This is a genomic window from Nonomuraea sp. NPDC049607 (assembly GCF_040675375.1).
GTDB lineage: Bacteria > Actinomycetota > Actinomycetes > Streptosporangiales > Streptosporangiaceae > Nonomuraea.
On record NZ_JBFAOV010000028.1, the window covers coordinates 102,783 to 122,655 of the forward strand.

A 19,873-nucleotide genomic window follows, 5' to 3' on the forward strand; every position below is an offset into this window, starting at 1 on the left:
TCATGTCAGGGGACGGCCGCCACCAGGCGCCTGGTGTAGTCGTGGGCGGGGGCGTCCAGGACGGCCGAGGTGGTCCCCTCCTCCACGACCACGCCCTTCAGCAGCACCACGGTCCTGGCGGCGACCTGGCGGACGACCGCCAGGTCGTGGGTGATGAACAACATCCCGGTGCCGAGCTCCCGGCCGATGCCGCGCAGCAGTTCGAGCACGTGCGCCTGGACCGACACGTCCAGGGAGGCGACCGGTTCGTCGCAGATCAGCAGCGCGGGCCGGACGGCCAGGGCACGGGCGACGGCGACGCGCTGGCGTTCGCCGCCGGACAGCGCCTTGGGGCGGCGGGCGGCGTACGCGGCGGGCAGGCCGACCAGCTCCAGCAGCTCGCCCACGCCGATCCGGTCGGCGGGCGCGGCCCTGGCGATCGCCTCGGCCAGCGTCGCGCCGACGGTCATGGCGGGGTTGAGCGAGGTGGAGGGGTCCTGGAAGACGCACTGGACGAGCCGGTGCACCCGGGCGCGCTCGCGCGGGTCCAGGGCGGCGCGGTCGGTGACGTCGAGTCCGGCCAGCCGGATCCGGCCGCCGTCGGGGGTCAGCAGGCCGAGCACCGAGCGGGCCAGCGTGGTCTTCCCCGAGCCCGACTCCCCCACCAGGCCGACGGTCTCGCCGGGGTTCACGTGCAGGCTGACGCCGCCCAGGGCGGTGTGGGCGCCGTACCGTTTGCGCAGGCCCTCGACGTGCAGCAGCGGTTCGCCGCCGGCCGGGACGGCGGGGAGCGCGGCCTCGCGCAGCGGCGGGCGGGCGGCCCCGGCGGTGTCGTGGACGCAGGCGGTCAGCCGGTCACGGCCGATCGGGCGCAACGGCGGCCTGGCCGCGGTGCAGGCGTCCGCGACCCGGTCGCAACGGGTGGCGAACGCGCAGACGCCGGCCACCGCGTCCGCCCGCGGCACGGCGCCCGGGATGCCCACCAGGCGTTCCAGCGTGAGCTCGGCCGAAGGCAGCGCGCCCAGCAGCCCCGAGGTGTACGGGTGCGCGGGCGCCGCGGCCAGCTCCGGGCCCGGCCCCTGCTCGACGACGCGCCCTGCGTACATCACGGCGACCCGGTCGCAGACGGCGAACGCCACGCGCAGGTCGTGGGTGATGAGCAGCACGCCCATGCCCCGCGCCTCCTGCACACGGCGCAGCAGCGCCAGGATCTCGTGCTGGGTGGTGGCGTCCAGCGCGGTGGTGGGCTCGTCGGCGACGAGCAGTTCGGGGTCGCCGGCCAGCGCGGCGGCCAGGGCGACGCGCTGCCGCATGCCGCCCGAGAGCTGGAAGGGGTAACGCCCGGCCACGGCGGGGTCGTCGATGCCGACCTCGGCCAGCCTGCGCGCGATCTCCTGCCGGGACGTCCGGCCGCGCAGGGTCTCGGCGATGTGCGCGCAGGCCGTGCGCAGCGGGTTGAGCATGGCGAAGGGGTCCTGCATGAGCAGCGAGATCCGCCGTCCGCGCACGCCGCGCAGCAGCCGCTCGGACGCGCCGACGAGCTGGGCGCCGCCGACCTCGACCGACCCCTCGGCGCGCAGGCCGCGCGGGAGCAGGCCGACGAGGGCGCGGGCGGTCAGGGACTTGCCGCTGCCGGACTCGCCGACCAGCCCGACGGTCTCGCCCGCGGCGACCGTCAGGTCCACGCCGTCCACGAGCACCCGGTCGCCGACGACCCGCAGGCCGCGTGTCTCAAGCATCGGAGAGCCTCTCGAAGAGCTGGTCGCCCAGCAGGGTGGCGGCGGTGGCGGCGACGGTGACCAGCGCGGCGGGCACCACCGCGGCCCACGGGTTGAGGTCGAGCAGGCCGCGGTTCTCCTCGATCATCAGCCCCCAGTCGGGCGTGCCGGCGGGCAGGCCGATGCCCAGGAAGGACAGACCGGAGAGCGCGACCAGCGCGGCGACGAAGCTGAGCAGCGCGCCCGCCACGACCGTGGGCGCGATGTTGGGCAGCAGGTGCCTGAACATGATCCGGGTGCGGCTGAGCCCGAGCGTGCGGGCCGCCTCGGCGTAGGCCAGCTCGCGCTGGGCCATGGTGAGGCTGCGCACCACCCGGATGTCGCCGGGCGTGAACAGCACCGCCATCGCCAGCACCGCCCAGCCGATGCCGCCGCCGAGCACGCCCACCAGGACGATCAGCATGAGCAGCCCCGGCATCGCGATGAGCAGGTCCACCACGCGCATCATGACGGCGTCGATCCAGCCGCGGCGGTAGCCGGCCAGCAGCCCGAGCGAGGTGCTCATCGCGCAGGTGCCCAGCGCGACGACGACCGGCCACAGCAGCGCCGAGCGGGCTCCGGCCAGGCAGCGCGACAACACGTCCCGGCCCAGCTCGTCGGTGCCCGCCCAGTGGGCCCAGCCGGGCATCGTCGCGCCGAGCGCGAGGTCCTGCGCGGCCGGGTCGTAGGGGGCGATCCACGTTCCGAACAGGGCGGCTGCCGCCATGAGGGCCAGGATCCCGCCCGACAGCAGCGTCAGCGGCCCCGGCCCGGTCCGGCGCAGCCGGCGCGCCCGTCCGCCGAGGCGCACGGTCCCCGGCACGACGCTCACGCGGCCACCGCCCCGTGGCGCACCCGCGGGTCCACCGCGAGGTAGGCCAGGTCGATCAGCAGGTTGACGGCGACCACCACGGCGCCTCCCATCAGGACGAGCGCCTGGACGACGGGCAGGTCCTTCTGCCCGACGGCGCTGACGAGCAGCTCGCCGACGCCGTGCAGCCCGAAGGCCCGTTCGACGAACAGCGCGCCGGTGAGGTTGGCGGCCAGCAGCAGGCCGCCGACCGTGAGGACGGGCAGCGCGGTGTTGCGCAGCGCGTACCCGATCCAGTAGCGGGCCCGGCCGACGCCGCGCGCCCGGGCGAAGGTCATGTAGTCCTGCCCGGCCAGGTCGAGCGCGGCCGCCCGCATCTGTCTGATGACGACCGCCGCCTGCCCGGTGGCCAGCGCGATCGCGGGCAGCGTCAGGTGCGCGACCCGCTCGGCGAACGTCTCGCCCGCGCCGAAGACGGGGAACCAGCCGAGGGTGACGGCGAAGCCGTACAGCAGCAGGATGCTCATGGCGAACGGCGGGATCGCGAGGCCGACCAGCGCGGAGAGCGTGATGCCCCGGTCGAGCGGGCCGCCCCTGCGCATGGCGGCGGCCAGCCCGGCGGGCAGGCCGACGGCCAGCGTGAGCACGATCGCGTAGGCGGCCAGGCCGGCGGTGACCGGCAGGCGGTCGGCGATGACGCCGGCGACCGGTTCGCGGCTGTAGAGGGAGGCGCCGAAGTCGCCGCGCACGGCGTCGCCGAGCCAGGTGGCGTAGCGGACGGGCAGCGGGTCGTCGAGGTGGTACTGCGCGCGGACGGCGGCGCGCGACTCGGCGGTGGAGGGCCGCGGCCCGAGCAGGACCTGCTCCGGGTCCCCGGGGGCGAGCGCCAGCAGCGCGTAGGTGAGCACGGACAGCACGCCGAGCAGGAGCAGCGCGGCGGCCAGGCGGCGGGCGACGAAGGCCATCAGGCACCGGCCCCCGGGCGGATGGTGCTGAAGACGTTCATGGTCCAGGTGCCGAACTGGCCGGTGAACCGCTTGCGCAGCGCGACGGCGGCCTCCTTGGTGTAGAGCGGCACGTACGGCACCTGGTCGGCGATCTCGGCCAGCACCTCGGTGACGGCGGCGGCACGGTCGGCGCCCTCGTGCGTGCCGAGGTCGTCGAGCCGGGCGTCGGTCTCGGGCGAGCCGTAGCCGCTGAAGTTGAAGCCCTGGGGCCCGGCCGAGGCGCGGCTGACCAGGTCGGGCAGCACCTCACCCGGGTCGGGGGTGCCGTAGAGCAGGTCGACGAGCTGTAGCGGGGTGTCCTGGTGGCTGAACATGCGCTGCCGGTACTGCTCGGTGGGCAGCGGCTGGAGGTCGAGCTTGATGCCGATCACCGCCAGGTCGGCGGCGATGGCCTGGAGCGCCTTGACGTCGTCGCTGCCGCTGTCGTACGGCGCGGCCAGGGTGAAGCCCCCGGGGTGGGCCGACTTGGCCAGCTCGGCCTTGGCGGCGTTCACGTCGTAGGGGTGGGCGGGCAGTTTGGGCGGCTTGCCGCCGTACAGGGCGGCGATCTGCGGCTTGGGCAGCATCAGGTCGGCGATGCCGCCGTGGCCGCTGGTCATGAGCGTGGCCAGCGCCTCCCGGTCGAGGGCGTGGGCGATGGCGCGGCGTACGTGCACGTCCTTGAGCGGGCCCTCGCGGACGCCGAGGGACAGGTAGGCGATGTTGTTGGCCGGGTAGAAGGCGGTCGTGACGCCGGACAGGGCGCTCCACTTGCGCGTCTCGCTGACCTGGATGTCGTTGGTGCCGTCCACCTCGCCGGAGGAGACGGCCAGGCGCAACGTCTCGGGGTCGCCGATCGCCTTGACCTCGATCCTGCGCAGCGCCGGCTTCGGCCCCCAGTACAGCTCGTTGCGTTCCAGCGTCACCCCCGAGGTGAGCGAGAACTTGGTGACCTTGAAGGGGCCGGAGCCGAGGGTGCCGACCTCGGGCGAGCCGAGGTCCTTCGGGTGCGCGGCGGCCAGCTTCTTCGGCACGATCTGCCAGGCCAGCGCGGCGGTGGCCAGGAAGGCGGGGCTGGGCTTGCCGAGGGTGACCTTCACCATGCGCGGGCCGGTGACCTCGGCCTTCTTGACCTGCGTGACGTAGCTGGCGGCCTGGGAGGTCACGGCGGGGTCGAGGTGGCGGGTCAGCGAGTAGGCGGCGTCCTCGGCGGTGACCGGCGTGCCGTCGCTGAACCTCGGGCCCTCGCGCAGGGTGAAGACGTACGTGCGCGGGTCGGGATGGGTCCAGGAGGCGGCGATGCTCGGGATGACCCTGCCGTCCGGGCCGAGGGTCACCATCGTGTCGAGGACGGCGAACTGCACGGTGGTGGAGGCGTCGTTGAAGCCGTGGGCGATGTCGAGGCTGTTGGGGGCGAGCCCCATCGCCCAGCGGAGCGTGTCGGGGGCCGCGCCGGAGCTCGCGGCTCCGGCGCAGCCGGTCACCAGCACGAGCAGAGCGCCCGTCGCGAGCCTGGCGAGTGCGGTTGCGGATGTCATGGAACCACCTCGGGGAGTGAGCGGGGGGAATAGTCGGACGCTAGAAGCCCGGCCTCCCTCGTTCACTGACCCGGCAGCCAAACTCTGCGCGCCCCGGCTCGTGCTGCAGGCCAACACGGCCCTAGACCAGACCAGGGGGGACGCCGACGGGCGCGGTGCCCTCGGGCTGGGCGGCGAAGCGCAGGCCGAGCAGGCCGAAGCCGCTGAGCAGCAGGTCGCCGTCCCCGTCGAGGCGCAGGGTGAACGGGCCGGCCCGCCACGTCCCGGCGGGTGCGGGGGCGACGGGAGCCTGGAAGGTCAGGCCGACGCACAGCGTGCCCTCGTCGATGACGGCGAGCACGCCCGTCTCGTCGTTGAGCCAGGCGCCATGCGGGACGGGCCCCTCCCCCGGCGGGTCGCACGGCTCGTACACGTGCGGCCACCGGATCGACCCGTCGTGGCCGAGCAGCAGCCGCCCGCCCTCCGGCACGAGCCAGATCCGGCCGGCCGGCACCTGCGCGTACCAGCGGCCGTCTTCGTCGAGGGCGAGCTCGAAGTCGGTGGCGCCGGTCAGGGAGATTCCGCCGCCGCCGCCGTCGTCGCCGTCGGCGGGTTCGAGGGTGAGGGTGGCGTCGGTCTCCGGGTCGTGCCAGTGGCCGAGCAGGGCGGGCCGCGCCGCCTCGGCGTCGGCCCGGCGGGCGGGGGCCGGACGGGGGGCCGGGCCCTGGCCGGTGAGGGCGCGGGCCAGGCGGAGGCTGAGGCCGACGGGGTCCAGGCCGCTGTGGTTGGTCAGCACGGCCACGCCGAGGCCGGGCTCCGGCAGGTGGAGCAGGTTGCCGACGTAGCCGTGCATGCCGCCGGCGTGGCCGTACCCGGCCGCCTCGCCGACGGCCAGGTGGCAGATGCCGCGGGCGTACCGCAGGACGGCGCCGTCGGCGAGCACGGTCCGCTCCAGCAGCGCGGCGCGCACGTCGGCGCCCAGCACCCGGCCGTCGGCCAGGAAACCGAACCAGGGGGCGAGGTCGGCGACACCGGTCACCAGGCCGCCGTCGCCGACCGCGCTCTCCTGCGTGTCGGCCCGCGCGCCGGCGCCGTCGTAGCCGTAGGCCATCCGCGGCAGCGGGACGGAGGCGTCGTCGCGGAAGACGGTGTCGTCCATGCCGAGCGGGCCGAACAGCCGCTCGCGGGCGAAGTCGGCCAGCGACCGGCCGGTGAGCCGCCGGACCACGACGGCGGCCAGGACGTAGCCGGTGTTGGAGTAGGAGAAGCGGGTGCCGGGCTCGAACGAGGTCCGGCGCACGCCCGCCACGATCTTCATCAGGCGTTCCTCGTCCATCAGGGTGAACGGGACGCCGGTGACGGCCTGCAGGCCGTACCACTCGGGCAGGCCGCCGGTGTGCCGCAGGCACTGGTCGAGCGTGACGGGCACGCCGAGCCGCAGCTCGGGGACGTGCTCGCGGACGTCGTCCGCCAGGCTCAGCCTGCCGTCGCGCGCCAGCAGCAGCAGGCACGCGGCGGTGAACTGCTTGCTGATGGAGGCGATGTCGAAGCGGGTGCGGGAGTCGATCGGGACGCCGAACTCGACGGTCGCCACGCCCCTGGCCGAGGTGTGCAGCACCTTGCCGTCGGCGTAGACCCCGACCGCCAGCCCCGGCCCGTCGGGGCGGAGGCCGGGAAGGGCGTCGAGCGCGCGTTCTACCTGCTCAAAATCCATCGTTCAAGTATCTGGATGTCCTGGTTCGAAACACTTGTCCGGAGCGGCAAACCTGGGGGCCGCGTGGTTGGTCTGCCGCACAGGGCCGTCCTGGCGGTCACGCGCTCTCACCGGGCCGCACGGCCGACTTCGCCGCCGGGGCGGGAGCGGCGTCCCCGGCTCGTGCCCGCCGCCCGGCGGCGGGGATCACGAAGGCGGCGGCGACGGCCAGCAGGCCCAGCGCCGCCGACAGCAGGTATGTGTCGACGAAGCTCTGCTCGGTGGGCACCCCCGCGACCGCGCCGGAGGCCAGCACCATGGCGCCGAGCTGCGCGCCGAACGTGCCGCCGATGCTCTTGGCGACGAAGACCACGCCGCTGACCCCGGCCGAGCGGTCGCCGGGCACGTCGGAGGCCACCGCGTTGAGCCCGGCGGTCAGGCCGATGGAACCGCCCAGCCCCATGACCGTCACCCCGGCCATGACCTGCCACGGGGAGGAGTGCCACAGGGCCAGCCCGCCGGTCCCGGCGCAGACGAGCGCGCTGCCGAGCACCAGCACGGCACGCCGTCCGAGCAGCCTGGTCATCGGCCCGACCAGCGGCGCGACCACGGTGCCCGCGATCCCCATGGGGAACATGTAGATCCCGATCCACAGGGTGTCGGCGCCCAGGCCGTACCCGGTCCCGGCGGGCGCGGCCAGCATCATCGGCAGCGCGACGACGAGGCCGAAGGAGGCGAAGCCGAACACGACCCCCATGGCCGTCACCCCGGCCGGGGTGCGTCCGGCCAGCAGCCGCAGATCCACGAGCGGGTCGGCGACGCGCAGCTCGACGACCGCCCACGAGCCCAGCGTCAGGGCGGCGGCGGCGAACAGGGCGAGGGTGGCCGGGGCCGTCCAGCCCCAGGCGGAGGCGGCGGTCAGGCCCAGCATGAGCAGGGCCACGCCGCCGCCGAGCAGCAGCCCGCCCGTCCAGTCGACGCGACCGCCGGCCGCGCGCGGGGTGGCCGGAACCGTGTACCAGGCCAGGACGAAGGCCGCCGCCACGCCGATCACGGCGAGCAGGAACAGCCACCGGTAGCCGAGAGCCGAGCTGATCGGCCCGGCCAGGATGAGGCCGAGGGCGCTGGCCAGCGCGGCGATGCCGATGACCAGGCCGTTGCCGGTGGCGGCGCGCTCGGGGGTGAGGGTGTCGCGGAACAGCCCCACGGTCAGGGGCAGCACGCCCAGCCAGATGCCCTCGACCGCCATGCCCGCGATCAGCACGGTGATGTTCGGCGCCAGGGCGGCGAGCAGGACCCCGGCGCCGCTGATCGCCATCAGCGCGAGCAGCACCCGCCGTTTGTCGTACATGTCGGCCAGGCGGCCGACGACGGGAGTGCTGATCGCCGAGCTGATCAGCGAGCCGGTGAAGATCCACGCGAGCGCCCCGGGGGAGGCCGCCAGGTCCTGCTGGACGAGCGGGAGCGCGGGCGAGAGCGTCATCTCCATGGTCTGGAGGACGCCGATGAACAACACCGGCGCGCCGATGACGCCGAAGCCGGATCTGGACATGGTTCTGCCTTTCGGGGTGGGGTGACGTGCGGCCGTGTGGTCCCCCCGAACCCCGGCCGTGATCTAGGCCGGGCCGAGCACCTTCGGCGTGATCAGCGCCTGGGCGGTCTGGACGAAGAACTCCTCGTCGGCCTCGTGGGCGCCGAGCACGACGCCCTGGCCGAGCCCGGCCAGCAGGGCCTTCAGCGCGCGGGCCAGGCGCAGCGCCTGCCCGCCCGTGACGGCGGCGCCGTCGTGCTCGCGGCCGGTGAACAGCGCGGCGAGGTCGACCTCGGTCGAGCTGATCGAGGTGTTGAGCCTGCCGCGCAGCTCGGGGTCGTTGAGCACGAGGTCGAGCACGCGGGTCTCGAACAGCAGCCCGCCTGCGGCCTGCGGGTCGGCCGACATGCGCAGGAAGCGGCGGGCGATCTCGGCCACGACCTCGTCCAGGCGGGCGCTCTGCCCGCCGGCCTCGGTCGCGCGCAGGTCGAGCGGGCCGACGTAGTCGTCGACCATGGCGGCCATCAGCCCGTTCTTGCCGCCGAACAGCGAGTAGACCGCGCCCGTGGTCAGGCCGGCCAGCTCGGCGATGTCCTCCAGCTTCGCCTTCGAGCCGTCCCTGCCGACGATCTCGCGCGCGGCCTCGATCAGCGCGCGCCTGTTGGCGGCCTTGCTCTCCGCTCTGGTCAGCCGCATGGCGTCTCCTGCATGCCGTAACGATAATCTGATTTACTAGAATAATCCAGATTATCAGGAGGCTCGTAGATGGACGTCGCCCCCCAGATGAGCCGCGTGCCCGGCTTCACCGCGTTCCCGACGGTGGACCAGATGCACGCCGAGCTCGACGACCTCGCCGCCGCCCACCCCGACCTGGTGCGCCTGCGCCGCATCGGCACGTCCCGCCTGGGCGAGCCGCTGCGGGTGGCGACCATCGGCGCCGGCCCCCATGACGCCGTGATCATCGGCGGTCCCCATCCCAACGAGCCCATCGGCGCGCTCACCGTCAGCGCGCTGCTGCGCCTGCTCGTCGAGGACGCCGCGCTGCGCGAGGACTTCGGCTACCGCTGGCATCTGATCCCGTGCGCCGATCCCGACGGCGCCCGGCTCAACGAGGGCTGGTACGCCCGCCCGAGCGACCGCCGGGCCTACGCCGAGCACTTCTACCGCCCCGCCGAGGCCGACCAGGTCGAATGGACCTTCCCGCTCACCGGCGAGGACTACTTCTTCGACCGCACCCTGCCGGAGACCGAGGCGCTGATGCGGCTGATGGACGAGGTCCGGCCCGCCTTCGTCTACTCCCTGCACAACGGGGAGCTCCAGGGCGCGTTCTACTACCTCAGCCGGAACGACCCCACCCTCGCCGCCCGCCTGACCGCCATCGCCACGGCCGAGGGCCTGCCGCTGCACATGGGCCCGCCGGAGCTGCCGGGCGCCGTCCAGATCGCGCCGGCGGCCTACCTGACGCCGCGCGGCGCCGACATCGCCGCCACGTACGGCATCGGCGGCGGCAGCGTCGACTACGCCGAGCGCTTCGGCGCCCTGCACCTGATCGCCGAGCTGCCCTACTGGGCCGACCCCCGCGTCGCCGACCAGACCCCGACCGGCCAGAAGTACCACGAGACGATCCGCGACTCCCTGGCCGGGCAGCGCGAGCTGATCGGCGAGCTGGCCGCCTCGCTCGCCCGCGCCAAGGGCGACCTGACCGTGCGGTCCCCCTTCCGCCGGGCGCTGGAGGACTTCGTCGGCGCCCACGACGAGTTCATCAGCGAGTGGGAGGACCTGCCCGGCACCGACCGCCCGGCCACGGCGGCCGAGGCGGTCGGCGGCCGGCAGCTCGTGCACACCATGCGGCTGCGGTACTGCGGCACCTACCTGCGGATGCTGGACGCCGAGCTGGCCGCGGGCAACCTGACGCCCGTCATCCGGGCCGAGCGCGCCCGGCTCGGCGCGCGGTTCGACGAGTGGTTCGAGGAGGCCGAGTCCGAGGCGATGGGCACGCCGATCCCGCTCCGCTCGCTGGTCGCCGTGCAGCTCGGCGCGGCGCTCCTTGGGGCGTACGCCGCCAGGCGGGCGGACCCGGCCTGAGCCCCGGCGCCCCGGCCGCACCCGGACGGGGCGCCGCCGGTCAGACGGGCAGGAGGGCGGTCAGCGCCCGCTCGACCAGCGGCCAGGTGCGGCTCTCCGGATCGATGAGCACGAAGTGGCCCGCCCCCGGGACGCGCACCAGCGACGCCGCCGGATGGGCCGCCGCGTACGACTCCGAGAGCTCGACGGGGACGCGCTCGTCCGCCGTGCCGTGCACGATCACCACCGGGCCCGCCGGGGCCGGGAGCCGGACGGGGTCCAGGCCGGGATGGTCGTCCGGCGGCCCGCCGAGGAAGTCGGTCACCGCGCCGCCGTCGAGCCCCAGCCGCGCCGCGAGCCGCAGGTCGGCGACGGGGGCCAGGGCGAGGACGGCCGCCCCGGCCGGCGCGGCGCACAGGGCGAGGTGACCGCCGGCCGAGTGCCCGACGACGACCGACGGCTGAAGGAGCCCGACCGCGGCCCGCAGGTCCGCGACCGTCGCCGCCGGATCGCCCGGCCTGCGGCGGTACTCGACGGCGGCCACGCTGTACCCCGCCCGGTGCAGCGCGTTGGCCATCGGCCGCAGGTGCGTCCGGTCGTACTCCGGACGCCAGAACCCGCCGTGGACCAGCGCCACCACGGGCCCCTCGTCCGGCCAGAGGTCGATCACCTGGTCGGCGTCCGGCCCGTACCGCAGGGCGCGGACGGGACCGGGGGCCGGGCGGGTCAGGACGGCGCGGTTCTCCACCGTCACCTCCCGGCCGGCCGGCGGGACCACAGCCGGGCGACCCCGGCCGCGCCCGCCGCCAGCAGCGCGGCCCCGGCTCCGGCCAGCGCCAGGTGCTGCCGCCGCACCCGCCGCCTGACCTGCGTGTACGGCACCGTGGAGAAGGACACCAGCTCGTACCGCGACACGTAACGGCCGGGCAGCGCGCGTTCGAGCCGGTGCTCGACGCTCTTGGTCAGGCGGTGGACCGGGGAGGCGACCTTGTCGCGCATCTCGACGAAGTTGGCCAGCGCCATCTCGGCGATCGCGTCGGTGTCGTCCCTGCGCCGCCGCTCGAACAGCGGCAGCGCGCGGGCCCAGTCGCCGTCGGTGTCGGTCAGGCACCGGTCCAGCACGGTCACGTCCTCGAAGCCGCAGTTGGCGCCCTGGCCGTAGAAGGGCACGATGGCGTGCGCCGCGTCGCCGATCAGGCCGACCCTGCCGTCCGCCTGCCACGGCGCGCACCGGACGGTGCCGAGCAGGCCGACCGGATTGTCCAGGTACTCCCGTACCAGACCGGGCGCGAGGGGGGGCACGTCCGGGTAGTGGTCGTGGAAGTGGCGTTCGATCGCCGCCGGGCTGCTCAGGGAGGCGAAGCTCGACGTGCCGCCGGTCGGCCAGAACATCGTGCAGGTGAAGGAGCGGTCGGGGTTGGGCAGCGCGATCATCATCGAGGTGCCGCGCGGCCAGATGTGCAGGGCGCCGGGGTCGAGGGCGAACTCGCCGTCCGCGGACGGGATCGTCAGCTCCTTGTAGCCGTGGCCGAGGAAGTCCAGGCTCTCGTGGATGCCCCGGTGGGCCAGCAACTGTCCCCGTACGGCCGAGTTCGCGCCGTCGGCGCCGAGCACGACGTCGGCCTTCGCGCGTACCGGGCCGTCGGCGGTCTCGAAGGCCATGGCGCCGGTCGCCGGGTCGAGGCCGGTCAGCCGGTGCCCGAAGAAGATCTTCACGCCCGGCGCGGACTCGGCGGCGTCCAGCAGCGTGTTGTTGAGCGCGCCGCGGCCGATGGAGTTGATCGAGCGCACCCCGTCATGGCTGTACGGCTGGAAGTCGAGCGGCCCGCGCACGGGGTGGATCATCCGGCCGCGCATCGGGAGCGCGTCGGCCATGATCTTCTCCTCCAGGCCGATCCGGCGCAGCGCGTCCAGGCCGCGTTCGGAGATGGCCAGGTTGATCGACCGGCCGCGCGGCGCGTTGCCGGCGCGCGGGTCGGGCCGCCGTTCGTGGACGGTCACGTCCAGGCCGCGGCGGGCCAGGTAGCAGGCCAGCAGGCAGCCGGTGAGGCCCGCCCCGATCACGGTGACGTTCATCGGTCCTCCTCGACGCACTCGGCCAGCGCCACGGCGGCCCGCCAGCAGTCGTGATAGGTGGAGTACAGAGGCGTCGGCGCGAGGCGGACGACGTCCGGCTCGCGGGCGTCGGCGATCACCCCGTGCTCGTGGCGCAGCCGCCGGGTCAGCTCGGCGGCGCCGCCGCGCCCGACCCGCAGGGAGAGCTGGCAGCCCCGGCGGCCGGGGTCGCGCGGCGTGATCACCGTGATCGGCCTGGTGGGAGTGATCCGGTCGAGCAGGCTCTCCAGGTATCCGGTGAGCCGTACGCTGCGGGCCCGCAGGGCGGTCATCCCGATCCGGTCGAACAGGCCGAGCGAGGTGCGCACCGGGCCCATCGCGTGGATCGGCGGGTTGGAGATCTGCCAGGCGTCGGCGCTGGCCGGCGGACGGGAGACCGGCGCCATCTCGAACCGGGTCGCCTGTTCGGTGCTCCACCAGCCCTCCAGCCTCGGCAGCGCCGGGTCGCCCAGGTGACGCTGGTGGACGAACACGCCGCCGAGCGCCCCGGGCCCGGAGTTGAGGTACTTGTAGGAGCACCAGGCGGCGAAGTCCGGCCCCCATGCGTGCAGCTCCAGCGGGACGTTCCCGGCGGCGTGCGCGAGGTCCCAGCCGACCGCCGCGCCGCTCGCCCGCCCGGCCGCCGTGATCGCCGGGATGTCCAGGAGCTCGCCGGTCAGGTAGTTGACGCCGCCCAGCAGGACCAGCGCGACCGTGTCGCCCTCGCGGGCCAGGAAGTCGAGCACGTCCTGGCCGCCGCCCAGCCGGACCACCGTCTCGTCCGGGTCGAGGCCGTGCAGGCGGGCCTGGCTGCGCACGGCGTAGCTGTCGGAGGGGAACGCGGTGTCCTCGATGACGATCCGGGTCCGCGCGCCGCGCGGCCGGTAGAACGAGACCATCAGCAGGTGCAGGTTGACCGTCAGCGAGTTCATCACCACGGTCTCCTCGGGCAGCGCGCCGACCAGCCGGGCCGCCGGTCCGGTGAGCCGCTCGTGGTAGGGCAGCCAGGGGCGGGCCCCCTCCAGATGTCCCTCCACGCCGAGCCGGGCCCATGCGTCGAGATCCTCGGCCAGTTCCGCCGCGGTCGCCCGGGGCTGGAGGCCCAGGGAGTTGCCGGCGAAGTAGGCGCACTCGGGGTGGCCGCCGGCGGTGGCGGGCGGGATGAGGAAGAGGTCGCGGTGGCCCGGGTCGTCGCGGTCGCGCCGGAGCGCGTCCTGCTCGGCGGGCTTCCGGTCGTCGGTCACGTGGGGTCCGCCCTTCACATGTGGGTCCGGGCGGACCACAGCTCGGGGAAGACCACCCGCGCCATGCTGCGTTCCAGCCAGGCCAGGCCGTTGGAGCCGCCGCTGCCGGGCTTGGCGCCCATCGACCGGCGGACCGCGGTGACGTGCGCGTACCGCCAGTCGCCGAACAGCTCGGCCACGTCGGTCAGCGCCTCGCCGAGCAGCCGCAGCGCGTTGCCGGGGCCGCTGTCGCGGTACACCTCGACCCAGGCCCGCTCGACGGCCGGGTGCGGCTCGTGCTCGGCGGCGAAGTCGCGCTCCAGCAACTCGCCGGGCAGGTCGTGGCCGTCGCGGGCCAGCAGGGCGATGGCGTCGTCCCACAGGCTCGGCGACTCCAGGGTCCTGAGCAGGTCGCGGTGGGTCCTGTCCTGGCGTCTGAACGGGCGCAGCAGCGCCGGGTTCTTCAGCCCCAGCAGGAACTCCACGTGCCGGTACATCGCCGACTGCAGGCCGCTGGCCTCGCCGAGCTCGTCCCGGAAGCGGTTGAAGTCCGCGGGGGTCATCCAGCGCAGGCCGCGCCAGCTCGCGTTCAGGCCCTCCAGGTGCAGCGCGGTACGGCGCAGCGGGTCCAGCGCGGCCCACACGTCGTCGGCCCGCAGCCGCTCCTGGGCGTTGCGCAGTTCGAAGGCGATGAGCTTGAAGTACAGCTCCATCACCTGAGTGATCATCAGGAACGACATCTCGCCCGCGTCGTCGCTCATCGGGTGCTGCAACTCGTGCAGCACGTCGGTGCGGACGTAGGCGTCGTAGGGGGTGCGGGTCTCGAAGTCCAGGGTGGGGGCGCCGCCGGTGGTCCTGGCTCGTTCGGCGCGTTCCTCCGCCGTGGTCGGCCGCAGTGCCGATAACTGTCGCGTCGCGTCCACGCGCTTGCCCTTCTCGTTGTTCTCCCCTCCATGATGGCGTCGGGAGGGCGGCGAAGGAATGCCATATGAACGGCTATATCGCGATATAGGCTTATGTTTCGGGATAAATCGTGATTTGGGGTTTACGAACGGAAGGCTTGATCGTGGATGAGATGGACTGGGAGCTGCTGCGCGAGCTCCAGGACAACGCCCGGCTCTCCCTCAAGGAGCTGTCCCGCCGGATCCACCTGTCCCCGCCCGCGGTGGCCGACCGCGTACGCAAGCTGGAGGAGTCGGGGGTGATCACCGGCTACCACGCGACGGTCGACCCGGTGCAGGCCGGCTGGCCGGTGTCGGCCTTCATCCGCATGTCCTGCTACGGCGCACGCTGCGTGCTGCGCGACCCGGAGGTGGCCGGCTGGCCCGAGGTGCGCGAGATCCACCGGGTCACCGGCGACGTGTGCAGCATCCTGCGGATCGTGGCGGTCTCCATGGTGGCCTTCGAGGACCTGATCGACCGCCTGGCGGTCTACGGCCCGCCGTCCAGCACCATGATCCTCTCAACCCCTCTCCCCGGCCACCCCCTCACCGCCCCCGACGGCCCCTGACGGTGTCCCGCCGGCGGGTCAGCCGGGGGGTGGGGCGCCGTGGCAGAAGTGGGCGAAGTCGGTGGTCATCGAGTGCGCCAGCGCGTCCACGTGCGGGCCCGTGCCGGTCAGCGGGGTCCCGTGGGTGCCGAGGTAGAGGGGGACGTCCACCAGGTGGCAGGCGCCCAGCTCGATCCCGCCGTGGCTCATGGGCGAGCGGTGCCCGCAGATCCGGTGCCCGGCGGGGCCGTGGTGAGCCGCGGCGATCTCCTGGGCGGGGCCGGTGAAGACGGCATCGGTGTCCAGGCCGTCCTGGCCGATCGCGCTGAACAGGCGGGTCTCCTCGGCCGTCGTCGTCACCAGCAGCGGGACCGGTGCGGCGGCGCCCGTGCGGATGGCCTCCATCGGGTGGACGGCCAGCAGGTCGCCGTCCACGACGGGTGCGACGGGCAGCAGGCCGTCCGGGGCCGGGCCGCAGGCGCGTACGGCGGCCTCCTCGGCGGCCAGCAGGTCCGCGAGCGGCACGGCGTACGGGTCCGCGCCGAGCGCCGAGCGGGCCGCCGCGGTCCAGTCGGCGGCCTGGGCGGGCGTGCGGAACCCGTACGGGACGGGGCTCATCGCCGCGGCCCTGGCGAACAGGCCGGGCGCGCACGTCAGCAGGGCCAGCACGCAGGTGCCGCCCGCCGAGTGCCCGGCCAGGGTGACGTCGGCCGGGTCGCCGCCGAGGGCCGCGATGTTGCCGCGCACCCATTCCAGGGCGGCGATCTGGTCACGCAGGCCCAGGTTGGCCGGGACGCCGTCGCCGTGCCAGAAGCCCGGCAGGCCGAGCCGGTAGTTGACGGTCACCACGACCAGGCCGTGGTCGCGGGCGAGCGCGGTGCCGTCGTACATCGCCTGGGCGCCGGAGCCGAAGACGAACGCGCCGCCGTGCAGGAACACCAGCACCGGACGGCGTCCCTCGGTGGAGGGCGTCCAGACGTTGAGGAACAGGCAGTCCTCGGCCGACGCGGCCGGGTCGATCTCCAGGCCCGGCACCCACGCCATGCGGCCGGGCCGCTGCGGCGCGGGCGGGCCGGGCGTGCGGGCGTCCGCGACGCCCCGCCAGGGGCGCGCGGGCTCCGGCGCGGCGAGGCGGCGGGCGGGCGCGGCGTACCGCACCCCCTTGAACGTGCTCACGCCGCCCGCCCGGACGCCGCGCAGCGCCCCGAGAGGCGTGTCGGCGACCGTCATCCCGCGAGCCCGAGGAAGGCGGCGGCGTTGCCGCCCAGGACGGCGGCGCGGCCCTCGTCGTCCAGCTCGGCGCAGGCCCGTACGACCGCGCCCGGCTCCTGCTCCCCCAGCGGGAACGGGAAGTCGGTGCCGAGCATGACGCGGTCGGCCCCCATCACCTCGACCAGCAGCCGCAGGGCGCGCGGGTCGAACACGGCCGAGTCCACGTGGAAACGGTCGGTGTAGGCCGACGGCGGCCGCGGCGAGTGCTCGCGGACGATGTCGCGGTGGTGCCAGGCGTTGTCGGCCCGTCCCAGCAGGTAGGCGAAGCTGCCGCCGCCGTGGCAGAAGCACAGCCGCAGCGAGGTCGGCAGCCGCTCGAACGCCCCGGACAACATCAGCGACAGGATGCCGAGGTGGGTCTCGGCCGCCATGCCGACCAGCCACGGCATCATGTGGCCGCGCATGCGGTCGGCGCCGAGCATGTCCCAGGGGTGGACGAGCACCGGCATGTCCTGCTCGGCGCAGTGGGCGAGGAAGGCGACGATGTCGGGGTCGTCCAGGTTGCGCGGGCCGACGTGGTTGCCGATGTGCACGCCGCGGTGGCCGGCCGCCTTGGCCTCGGTGACGGTCCTGGCGGCCAGGGCGACGTCCTGAAGCGGCACCTGGCACAGCGGCAGCAGCCGGTCGGGGGCCTGCGCGCAGTGGTCGAGCACGCGGTCGTTGACCATGGCGCACCACTCGGCGGCGCGGGCCGGGTCGGCCGCGTAGCCGAACAGCAGCGGGGTCGAGGAGATCGCCTGGACGTCCACGCCGGTGCGGTCCATCGCGGCCACGCGGGCCTCGGGGTCCCACAGCTCGGGCGTGACCGGGCGGTAGTCGTCCTCGCCGCTCATCATCATGCCGTCGCGCAGCCACGGCTCGCCGGCGCCCGCGAGCATCCTCGCCTCCTCGCGGCTGATCCGCGGGAAGACGTGCGCGTGCACGTCGATCATGGTCACCGGACCACCGGCCGCAGATGCTCGGGCCAGTCCTTGCCGGGGTGCTCGGCGCCGCAGTGGGGGCAGGTGCGGTCGCCCTCGTGGAAGGCGCGGAAGACCGGCGGCAGGTCGTCGACGATCGACTGGAGCTGCACCTCGGCGCGGTGGACCAGGCGGTGGCAGTTGACGCAGTACCACTCGAAGGCGTCGAGCGCGCCCTGCGGACGGGCGAACTCGACGACCAGGCCGATCGAGCCGGGCACCGGCCGCTGCGGCGAGTGCCGTACGTGCGGCGGCAGCAGGAAGACGTCGCCCTCCCCGATCTGCACGTCGACCGGCGGCTTGCCCTCCTCCTCCATGACCCGCAGCACCATACCGCCCCTGAGCTGGTAGAAGAACTCCTCGATCGGGTCGTCGTGGAAGTCGGTGCGCTGGTTGGGGCCGCCCACGATCGTCACCATGAGGTCGGCGTCCTTCCAGATCTGCGCGTTGCCGACCGGCGGCCTGAGCAGGTCCTGGTGCTCGTCGATCCACTTGTTCAGGTTGAAGGGGGGGATCATGCCGGACTCCTTTGCGGGATGAGGGCGGTGCAGGAGATCTCGATCAGCAGGTGCGGGTGCGGGAGCTGGTGGACGGCGACCGTGGTGCGGGCCGGGCCGCTCTCGTCGAAGTACTCGCCGTAGACCTCGTTGTAACCGCCGAAGTCGTTCATGCTGACCAGGTACGCGGTCACGTTCACCACGTCCTCCAGGCCGCCTCCGGCGGCGGCCAGCAGGTCGGCGATGTTCTCGATCACCGCCCTGGTCTGCTCGCGGATGTCGAGGCTGGTGGTGCCCAGCTCGTCCGCGCTCGCCCCGGCGAAGGAGCCGTCGGGGCGGCGGGAGCTGGTGCCGGACACGAACACCAGGTCGCCGGCCCGCTTGACGTGCGGGAACCTGCCGCGGGGCCGGGCCTTGCCCTCGACCAGCAGCGCGTCGTCGCTCATCGGGTGGTCACCTCCACGTGTCCGAGGCCGGCGGCGCCGACGCGCACGTGCGCCCCGGCGGGCAGCGGCACGGCCGCCGTGGCCGCCCCGGCCAGGACGATCCAGCCGGCCTCCATCTCGATCCCGGCGGCCCTGGTCAGCCGGGCGGCGGCGGTCAGGGCGCGCAGCGGGTGGCCGAGGATGGCCGCCGACGAGCCGCCGGCGACCTGGCGGCCGTCGATCTCCATGATCAGGCCGACGTTGCCGAGGTCGCCGGCGTCCTGCGGGTGGCGCCAGGGGCCGACGCCGAAGCCGCTGGCCGAGGCGTTGTCGGCGATGACGTCGGGCAGGGTGAAGCTGAAGCCCTCGTAACGGGAGTCGAGCACCTCGTACCCGACCGCGACGCCGCCGACGGCCGAGGCCGCGTCGGCGGGGCCGCGCACCGGGCGGTCCAGCAGGAACGCGATCTCCGGCTCGATGCGCGGGTGGATCAGGCCGGAGGTGTCGAGCCGGGACTCGACGAGCATGGCGTCGGTGAGCAGGCCCCAGATGACGTCGTCCACGCCCATCTGGACCATCTTGGCGCGGCTGGTGAAGCCCATCTTGACACCGATGATCCGCTCGCCGCGGGCCAGCCGCCGCTCGATCAGGGCGCGCTGCACCTCGTACGCGGCGGGCACGTCGAGGTCGGCCGCGTCGGTCAGGCGGGGGATGGGGCGGCCGGTCAGGGTGGCGTCGTCCAGGCGTTGCGCGAGCGCGTTCACCGGTCCTCCTTCTCGTCGTCGGCGGCGGACCCGTCGGCGAAGGCGGCGCGGACGTCGCCGAGCCCGTCGATGCGGGCCTCCAGCACGTCGCCCGGCCGCACCGGGACGACGGGGCCGAGCGCCCCGGTCAGCACGGTGTCGCCCGCCCGGAGCGGACGGCCGAGCGCGGCCAGCGTGTCGGCCAGCCAGACGGCGGCGTGCAGCGGGTGGCCCAGGCAGGCCGCGCCGACGCCGGTCGAGACCTGCTCGCCGCGCCGCTCGATGACCATCCCGGCCAGCCGCAGGTCCACGTCGCCCAGCGGGACCGGGCGGTTGCCGAGCACGTACAGGCCGGCCGAGGCGTTGTCGGCGACGGTGTCGGCCAGGGTGATGTCCCAGTCGCGGATGCGGCTGCCGACGACCTCGATGGCGGGCAGCGCGAACGCCGTCGCGGCGATCACGTCGGCGACCGTGTGGCGCTCGTGCGGCAGGTCGCGGTCGAGCACGAGCGCGACCTCCGCCTCGGCGCGCGGCTGGAGCACCGCGCCGGCCGGGATCTCCTCGCCGTCGGGCACCGCCATGTCGGCGAACAGCACGCCGAAGTCGGGCGAGCCGACGCCGAGCTGCCGCTGCACGGCCTTGCTGGTCAGGCCCACCTTGCGGCCGGTGATCCGCCTGCCCTCGCCGACCCAGCGCTCGGTGAGCAGGCTCTGCACCGCGTAGGCCGCCTCCAGGCCGTCGACCAGGTCGCGGACCGGCTCGCACGGGCTGCCGGACGCGTACGCCTCCAGCAGCCGCGCGGCGGCGGCGCGATGGTTGTCTGTCACTTTCGT

At 74.4% G+C, this 19,873-nt stretch carries 19 protein-coding genes; 2 read left to right on the top strand and 17 right to left on the bottom strand.

All coding sequences use genetic code 11. The features are described 5' to 3' along the window. Nucleotides 1-5 precede the first annotated feature (5 nt). The 7 genes from AB0J97_RS38165 to AB0J97_RS38195 all read right to left on the bottom strand — a co-directional run bounded on the left by AB0J97_RS38165 (nt 6) and on the right by AB0J97_RS38195 (nt 8,970). A complete protein-coding gene (locus tag AB0J97_RS38165) occupies nt 6-1,718 on the bottom strand; it encodes an ABC transporter ATP-binding protein (protein ID WP_364098233.1) in 1,713 nt (570 codons plus the stop codon). Next, entirely contained in the window at nt 1,711-2,568 is an 858-nt protein-coding gene (locus AB0J97_RS38170) for an ABC transporter permease (protein ID WP_364098236.1), read from the bottom strand. The genes AB0J97_RS38165 and AB0J97_RS38170 overlap by 8 nt, the downstream gene beginning before the upstream one ends. Continuing rightward, complete coding sequence (locus tag AB0J97_RS38175) at nt 2,565-3,512, bottom strand: ABC transporter permease (protein WP_364098239.1); 948 nt, start codon at nt 3,510-3,512, stop codon at nt 2,565-2,567. Before AB0J97_RS38175 ends, AB0J97_RS38170 begins: the two co-directional genes overlap by 4 nt. Further along, complete coding sequence (locus tag AB0J97_RS38180; RefSeq protein WP_364098242.1) at nt 3,512-5,071, bottom strand: ABC transporter substrate-binding protein; 1,560 nt, start codon at nt 5,069-5,071, stop codon at nt 3,512-3,514. Before AB0J97_RS38180 ends, AB0J97_RS38175 begins: the two co-directional genes overlap by 1 nt. Nucleotides 5,072-5,192: 121 nt before the next feature. Continuing rightward, complete coding sequence (locus AB0J97_RS38185) at nt 5,193-6,764, bottom strand: serine hydrolase domain-containing protein (RefSeq protein WP_364098245.1); 1,572 nt, start codon at nt 6,762-6,764, stop codon at nt 5,193-5,195. Nucleotides 6,765-6,861: 97 nt separating this feature from the next. Beyond that, nucleotides 6,862-8,295, bottom strand: coding sequence for an MFS transporter (locus tag AB0J97_RS38190; protein ID WP_364098248.1), 1,434 nt, complete (start codon nt 8,293-8,295; stop codon nt 6,862-6,864). A 63-nt stretch (nt 8,296-8,358) separates the two neighbouring features. Beyond that, entirely contained in the window at nt 8,359-8,970 is a 612-nt protein-coding gene (locus tag AB0J97_RS38195) for a TetR/AcrR family transcriptional regulator (protein ID WP_364098251.1), read from the bottom strand. A gap of 69 nt (nt 8,971-9,039) precedes the next feature. Between AB0J97_RS38195 and AB0J97_RS38200 the strand changes: the two genes are divergently transcribed. After that, the gene (locus AB0J97_RS38200) at nt 9,040-10,359 is read left to right on the top strand and encodes a M14 family zinc carboxypeptidase (protein WP_364098254.1); all 1,320 of its coding nucleotides are present in this window, start codon (nt 9,040-9,042) and stop codon (nt 10,357-10,359) included. A 40-nt stretch (nt 10,360-10,399) separates the two neighbouring features. Here AB0J97_RS38200 and AB0J97_RS38205 read toward each other — a convergent pair whose 3' ends face one another. From AB0J97_RS38205 to AB0J97_RS38220, 4 genes are read right to left on the bottom strand one after another with little or no spacing between them, the layout of a single operon-like run. Beyond that, complete coding sequence (locus AB0J97_RS38205) at nt 10,400-11,086, bottom strand: alpha/beta hydrolase (RefSeq protein ID WP_357705547.1); 687 nt, start codon at nt 11,084-11,086, stop codon at nt 10,400-10,402. A gap of 2 nt (nt 11,087-11,088) precedes the next feature. Beyond that, nucleotides 11,089-12,414 (bottom strand): NAD(P)/FAD-dependent oxidoreductase, encoded by a 1,326-nt coding sequence (locus AB0J97_RS38210; protein WP_364098258.1) that lies wholly within the window; start codon nt 12,412-12,414, stop codon nt 11,089-11,091. Further along, entirely contained in the window at nt 12,411-13,676 is a 1,266-nt protein-coding gene (gene kynU, locus AB0J97_RS38215; RefSeq protein ID WP_364098261.1) for a kynureninase, read from the bottom strand. The genes AB0J97_RS38210 and kynU overlap by 4 nt, the downstream gene beginning before the upstream one ends. A gap of 14 nt (nt 13,677-13,690) precedes the next feature. After that, the gene (locus AB0J97_RS38220) at nt 13,691-14,578 is read right to left on the bottom strand and encodes a tryptophan 2,3-dioxygenase family protein (protein WP_364098264.1); all 888 of its coding nucleotides are present in this window, start codon (nt 14,576-14,578) and stop codon (nt 13,691-13,693) included. A gap of 152 nt (nt 14,579-14,730) precedes the next feature. On the opposite strand from AB0J97_RS38220, the gene AB0J97_RS38225 reads away from it, so the two are divergent. Next, on the top strand, nt 14,731-15,165 hold the full coding sequence (locus AB0J97_RS38225; RefSeq protein ID WP_357705569.1) for an Lrp/AsnC family transcriptional regulator: 435 nt from the start codon (nt 14,731-14,733) through the stop codon (nt 15,163-15,165). An 18-nt stretch (nt 15,166-15,183) separates the two neighbouring features. On the opposite strand, the gene AB0J97_RS38230 is transcribed toward AB0J97_RS38225, so the two are convergent. Genes AB0J97_RS38230 through AB0J97_RS38255 form a run of 6 tightly spaced genes read right to left on the bottom strand, consistent with a single transcriptional unit; the run spans nt 15,184 to nt 19,867 of the window. Then, complete coding sequence (locus AB0J97_RS38230) at nt 15,184-16,374, bottom strand: alpha/beta fold hydrolase (RefSeq protein ID WP_364098267.1); 1,191 nt, start codon at nt 16,372-16,374, stop codon at nt 15,184-15,186. After that, entirely contained in the window at nt 16,371-17,348 is a 978-nt protein-coding gene (locus AB0J97_RS38235; RefSeq protein ID WP_357705570.1) for an amidohydrolase family protein, read from the bottom strand. The genes AB0J97_RS38230 and AB0J97_RS38235 overlap by 4 nt, the downstream gene beginning before the upstream one ends. Nucleotides 17,349-17,350: 2 nt before the next feature. Then, nucleotides 17,351-17,893, bottom strand: coding sequence for a 3-hydroxyanthranilate 3,4-dioxygenase (locus AB0J97_RS38240; RefSeq protein ID WP_357705552.1), 543 nt, complete (start codon nt 17,891-17,893; stop codon nt 17,351-17,353). Continuing rightward, nucleotides 17,890-18,318 (bottom strand): RidA family protein, encoded by a 429-nt coding sequence (locus AB0J97_RS38245; protein WP_364098270.1) that lies wholly within the window; start codon nt 18,316-18,318, stop codon nt 17,890-17,892. Before AB0J97_RS38245 ends, AB0J97_RS38240 begins: the two co-directional genes overlap by 4 nt. Then, nucleotides 18,315-19,061 (bottom strand): fumarylacetoacetate hydrolase family protein, encoded by a 747-nt coding sequence (locus AB0J97_RS38250; RefSeq protein ID WP_364098273.1) that lies wholly within the window; start codon nt 19,059-19,061, stop codon nt 18,315-18,317. Before AB0J97_RS38250 ends, AB0J97_RS38245 begins: the two co-directional genes overlap by 4 nt. After that, entirely contained in the window at nt 19,058-19,867 is an 810-nt protein-coding gene (locus tag AB0J97_RS38255) for a fumarylacetoacetate hydrolase family protein (RefSeq protein ID WP_364098276.1), read from the bottom strand. The genes AB0J97_RS38250 and AB0J97_RS38255 overlap by 4 nt, the downstream gene beginning before the upstream one ends. Nucleotides 19,868-19,873: the final 6 nt, after the last annotated feature.

Bases quoted from the DNA above. Each gene is read 5' to 3' on its own strand.
- AB0J97_RS38175 (WP_364098239.1), bottom strand. From the start codon at position 3,512: ATGGCCTTCGTCGCCCGCCGCCTGGCCGCCGCGCTGCTCCTGCTCGGC.
- AB0J97_RS38240 (WP_357705552.1), bottom strand. From the start codon at position 17,893: ATGATCCCCCCCTTCAACCTGAACAAGTGGATCGACGAGCACCAGGAC.
- AB0J97_RS38235 (WP_357705570.1), bottom strand. From the start codon at position 17,348: ATGATCGACGTGCACGCGCACGTCTTCCCGCGGATCAGCCGCGAGGAG.
- AB0J97_RS38195 (WP_364098251.1), bottom strand. From the start codon at position 8,970: ATGCGGCTGACCAGAGCGGAGAGCAAGGCCGCCAACAGGCGCGCGCTG.
- AB0J97_RS38165 (WP_364098233.1), bottom strand. From the start codon at position 1,718: ATGCTTGAGACACGCGGCCTGCGGGTCGTCGGCGACCGGGTGCTCGTG.
- AB0J97_RS38180 (WP_364098242.1), bottom strand. From the start codon at position 5,071: ATGACATCCGCAACCGCACTCGCCAGGCTCGCGACGGGCGCTCTGCTC.
- AB0J97_RS38210 (WP_364098258.1), bottom strand. From the start codon at position 12,414: ATGAACGTCACCGTGATCGGGGCGGGCCTCACCGGCTGCCTGCTGGCC.
- AB0J97_RS38190 (WP_364098248.1), bottom strand. From the start codon at position 8,295: ATGTCCAGATCCGGCTTCGGCGTCATCGGCGCGCCGGTGTTGTTCATC.
- AB0J97_RS38200 (WP_364098254.1), top strand. From the start codon at position 9,040: ATGGACGTCGCCCCCCAGATGAGCCGCGTGCCCGGCTTCACCGCGTTC.
- AB0J97_RS38230 (WP_364098267.1), bottom strand. From the start codon at position 16,374: ATGACGGTCGCCGACACGCCTCTCGGGGCGCTGCGCGGCGTCCGGGCG.
- AB0J97_RS38185 (WP_364098245.1), bottom strand. From the start codon at position 6,764: ATGGATTTTGAGCAGGTAGAACGCGCGCTCGACGCCCTTCCCGGCCTC.
- AB0J97_RS38225 (WP_357705569.1), top strand. From the start codon at position 14,731: ATGGACTGGGAGCTGCTGCGCGAGCTCCAGGACAACGCCCGGCTCTCC.
- AB0J97_RS38245 (WP_364098270.1), bottom strand. From the start codon at position 18,318: ATGAGCGACGACGCGCTGCTGGTCGAGGGCAAGGCCCGGCCCCGCGGC.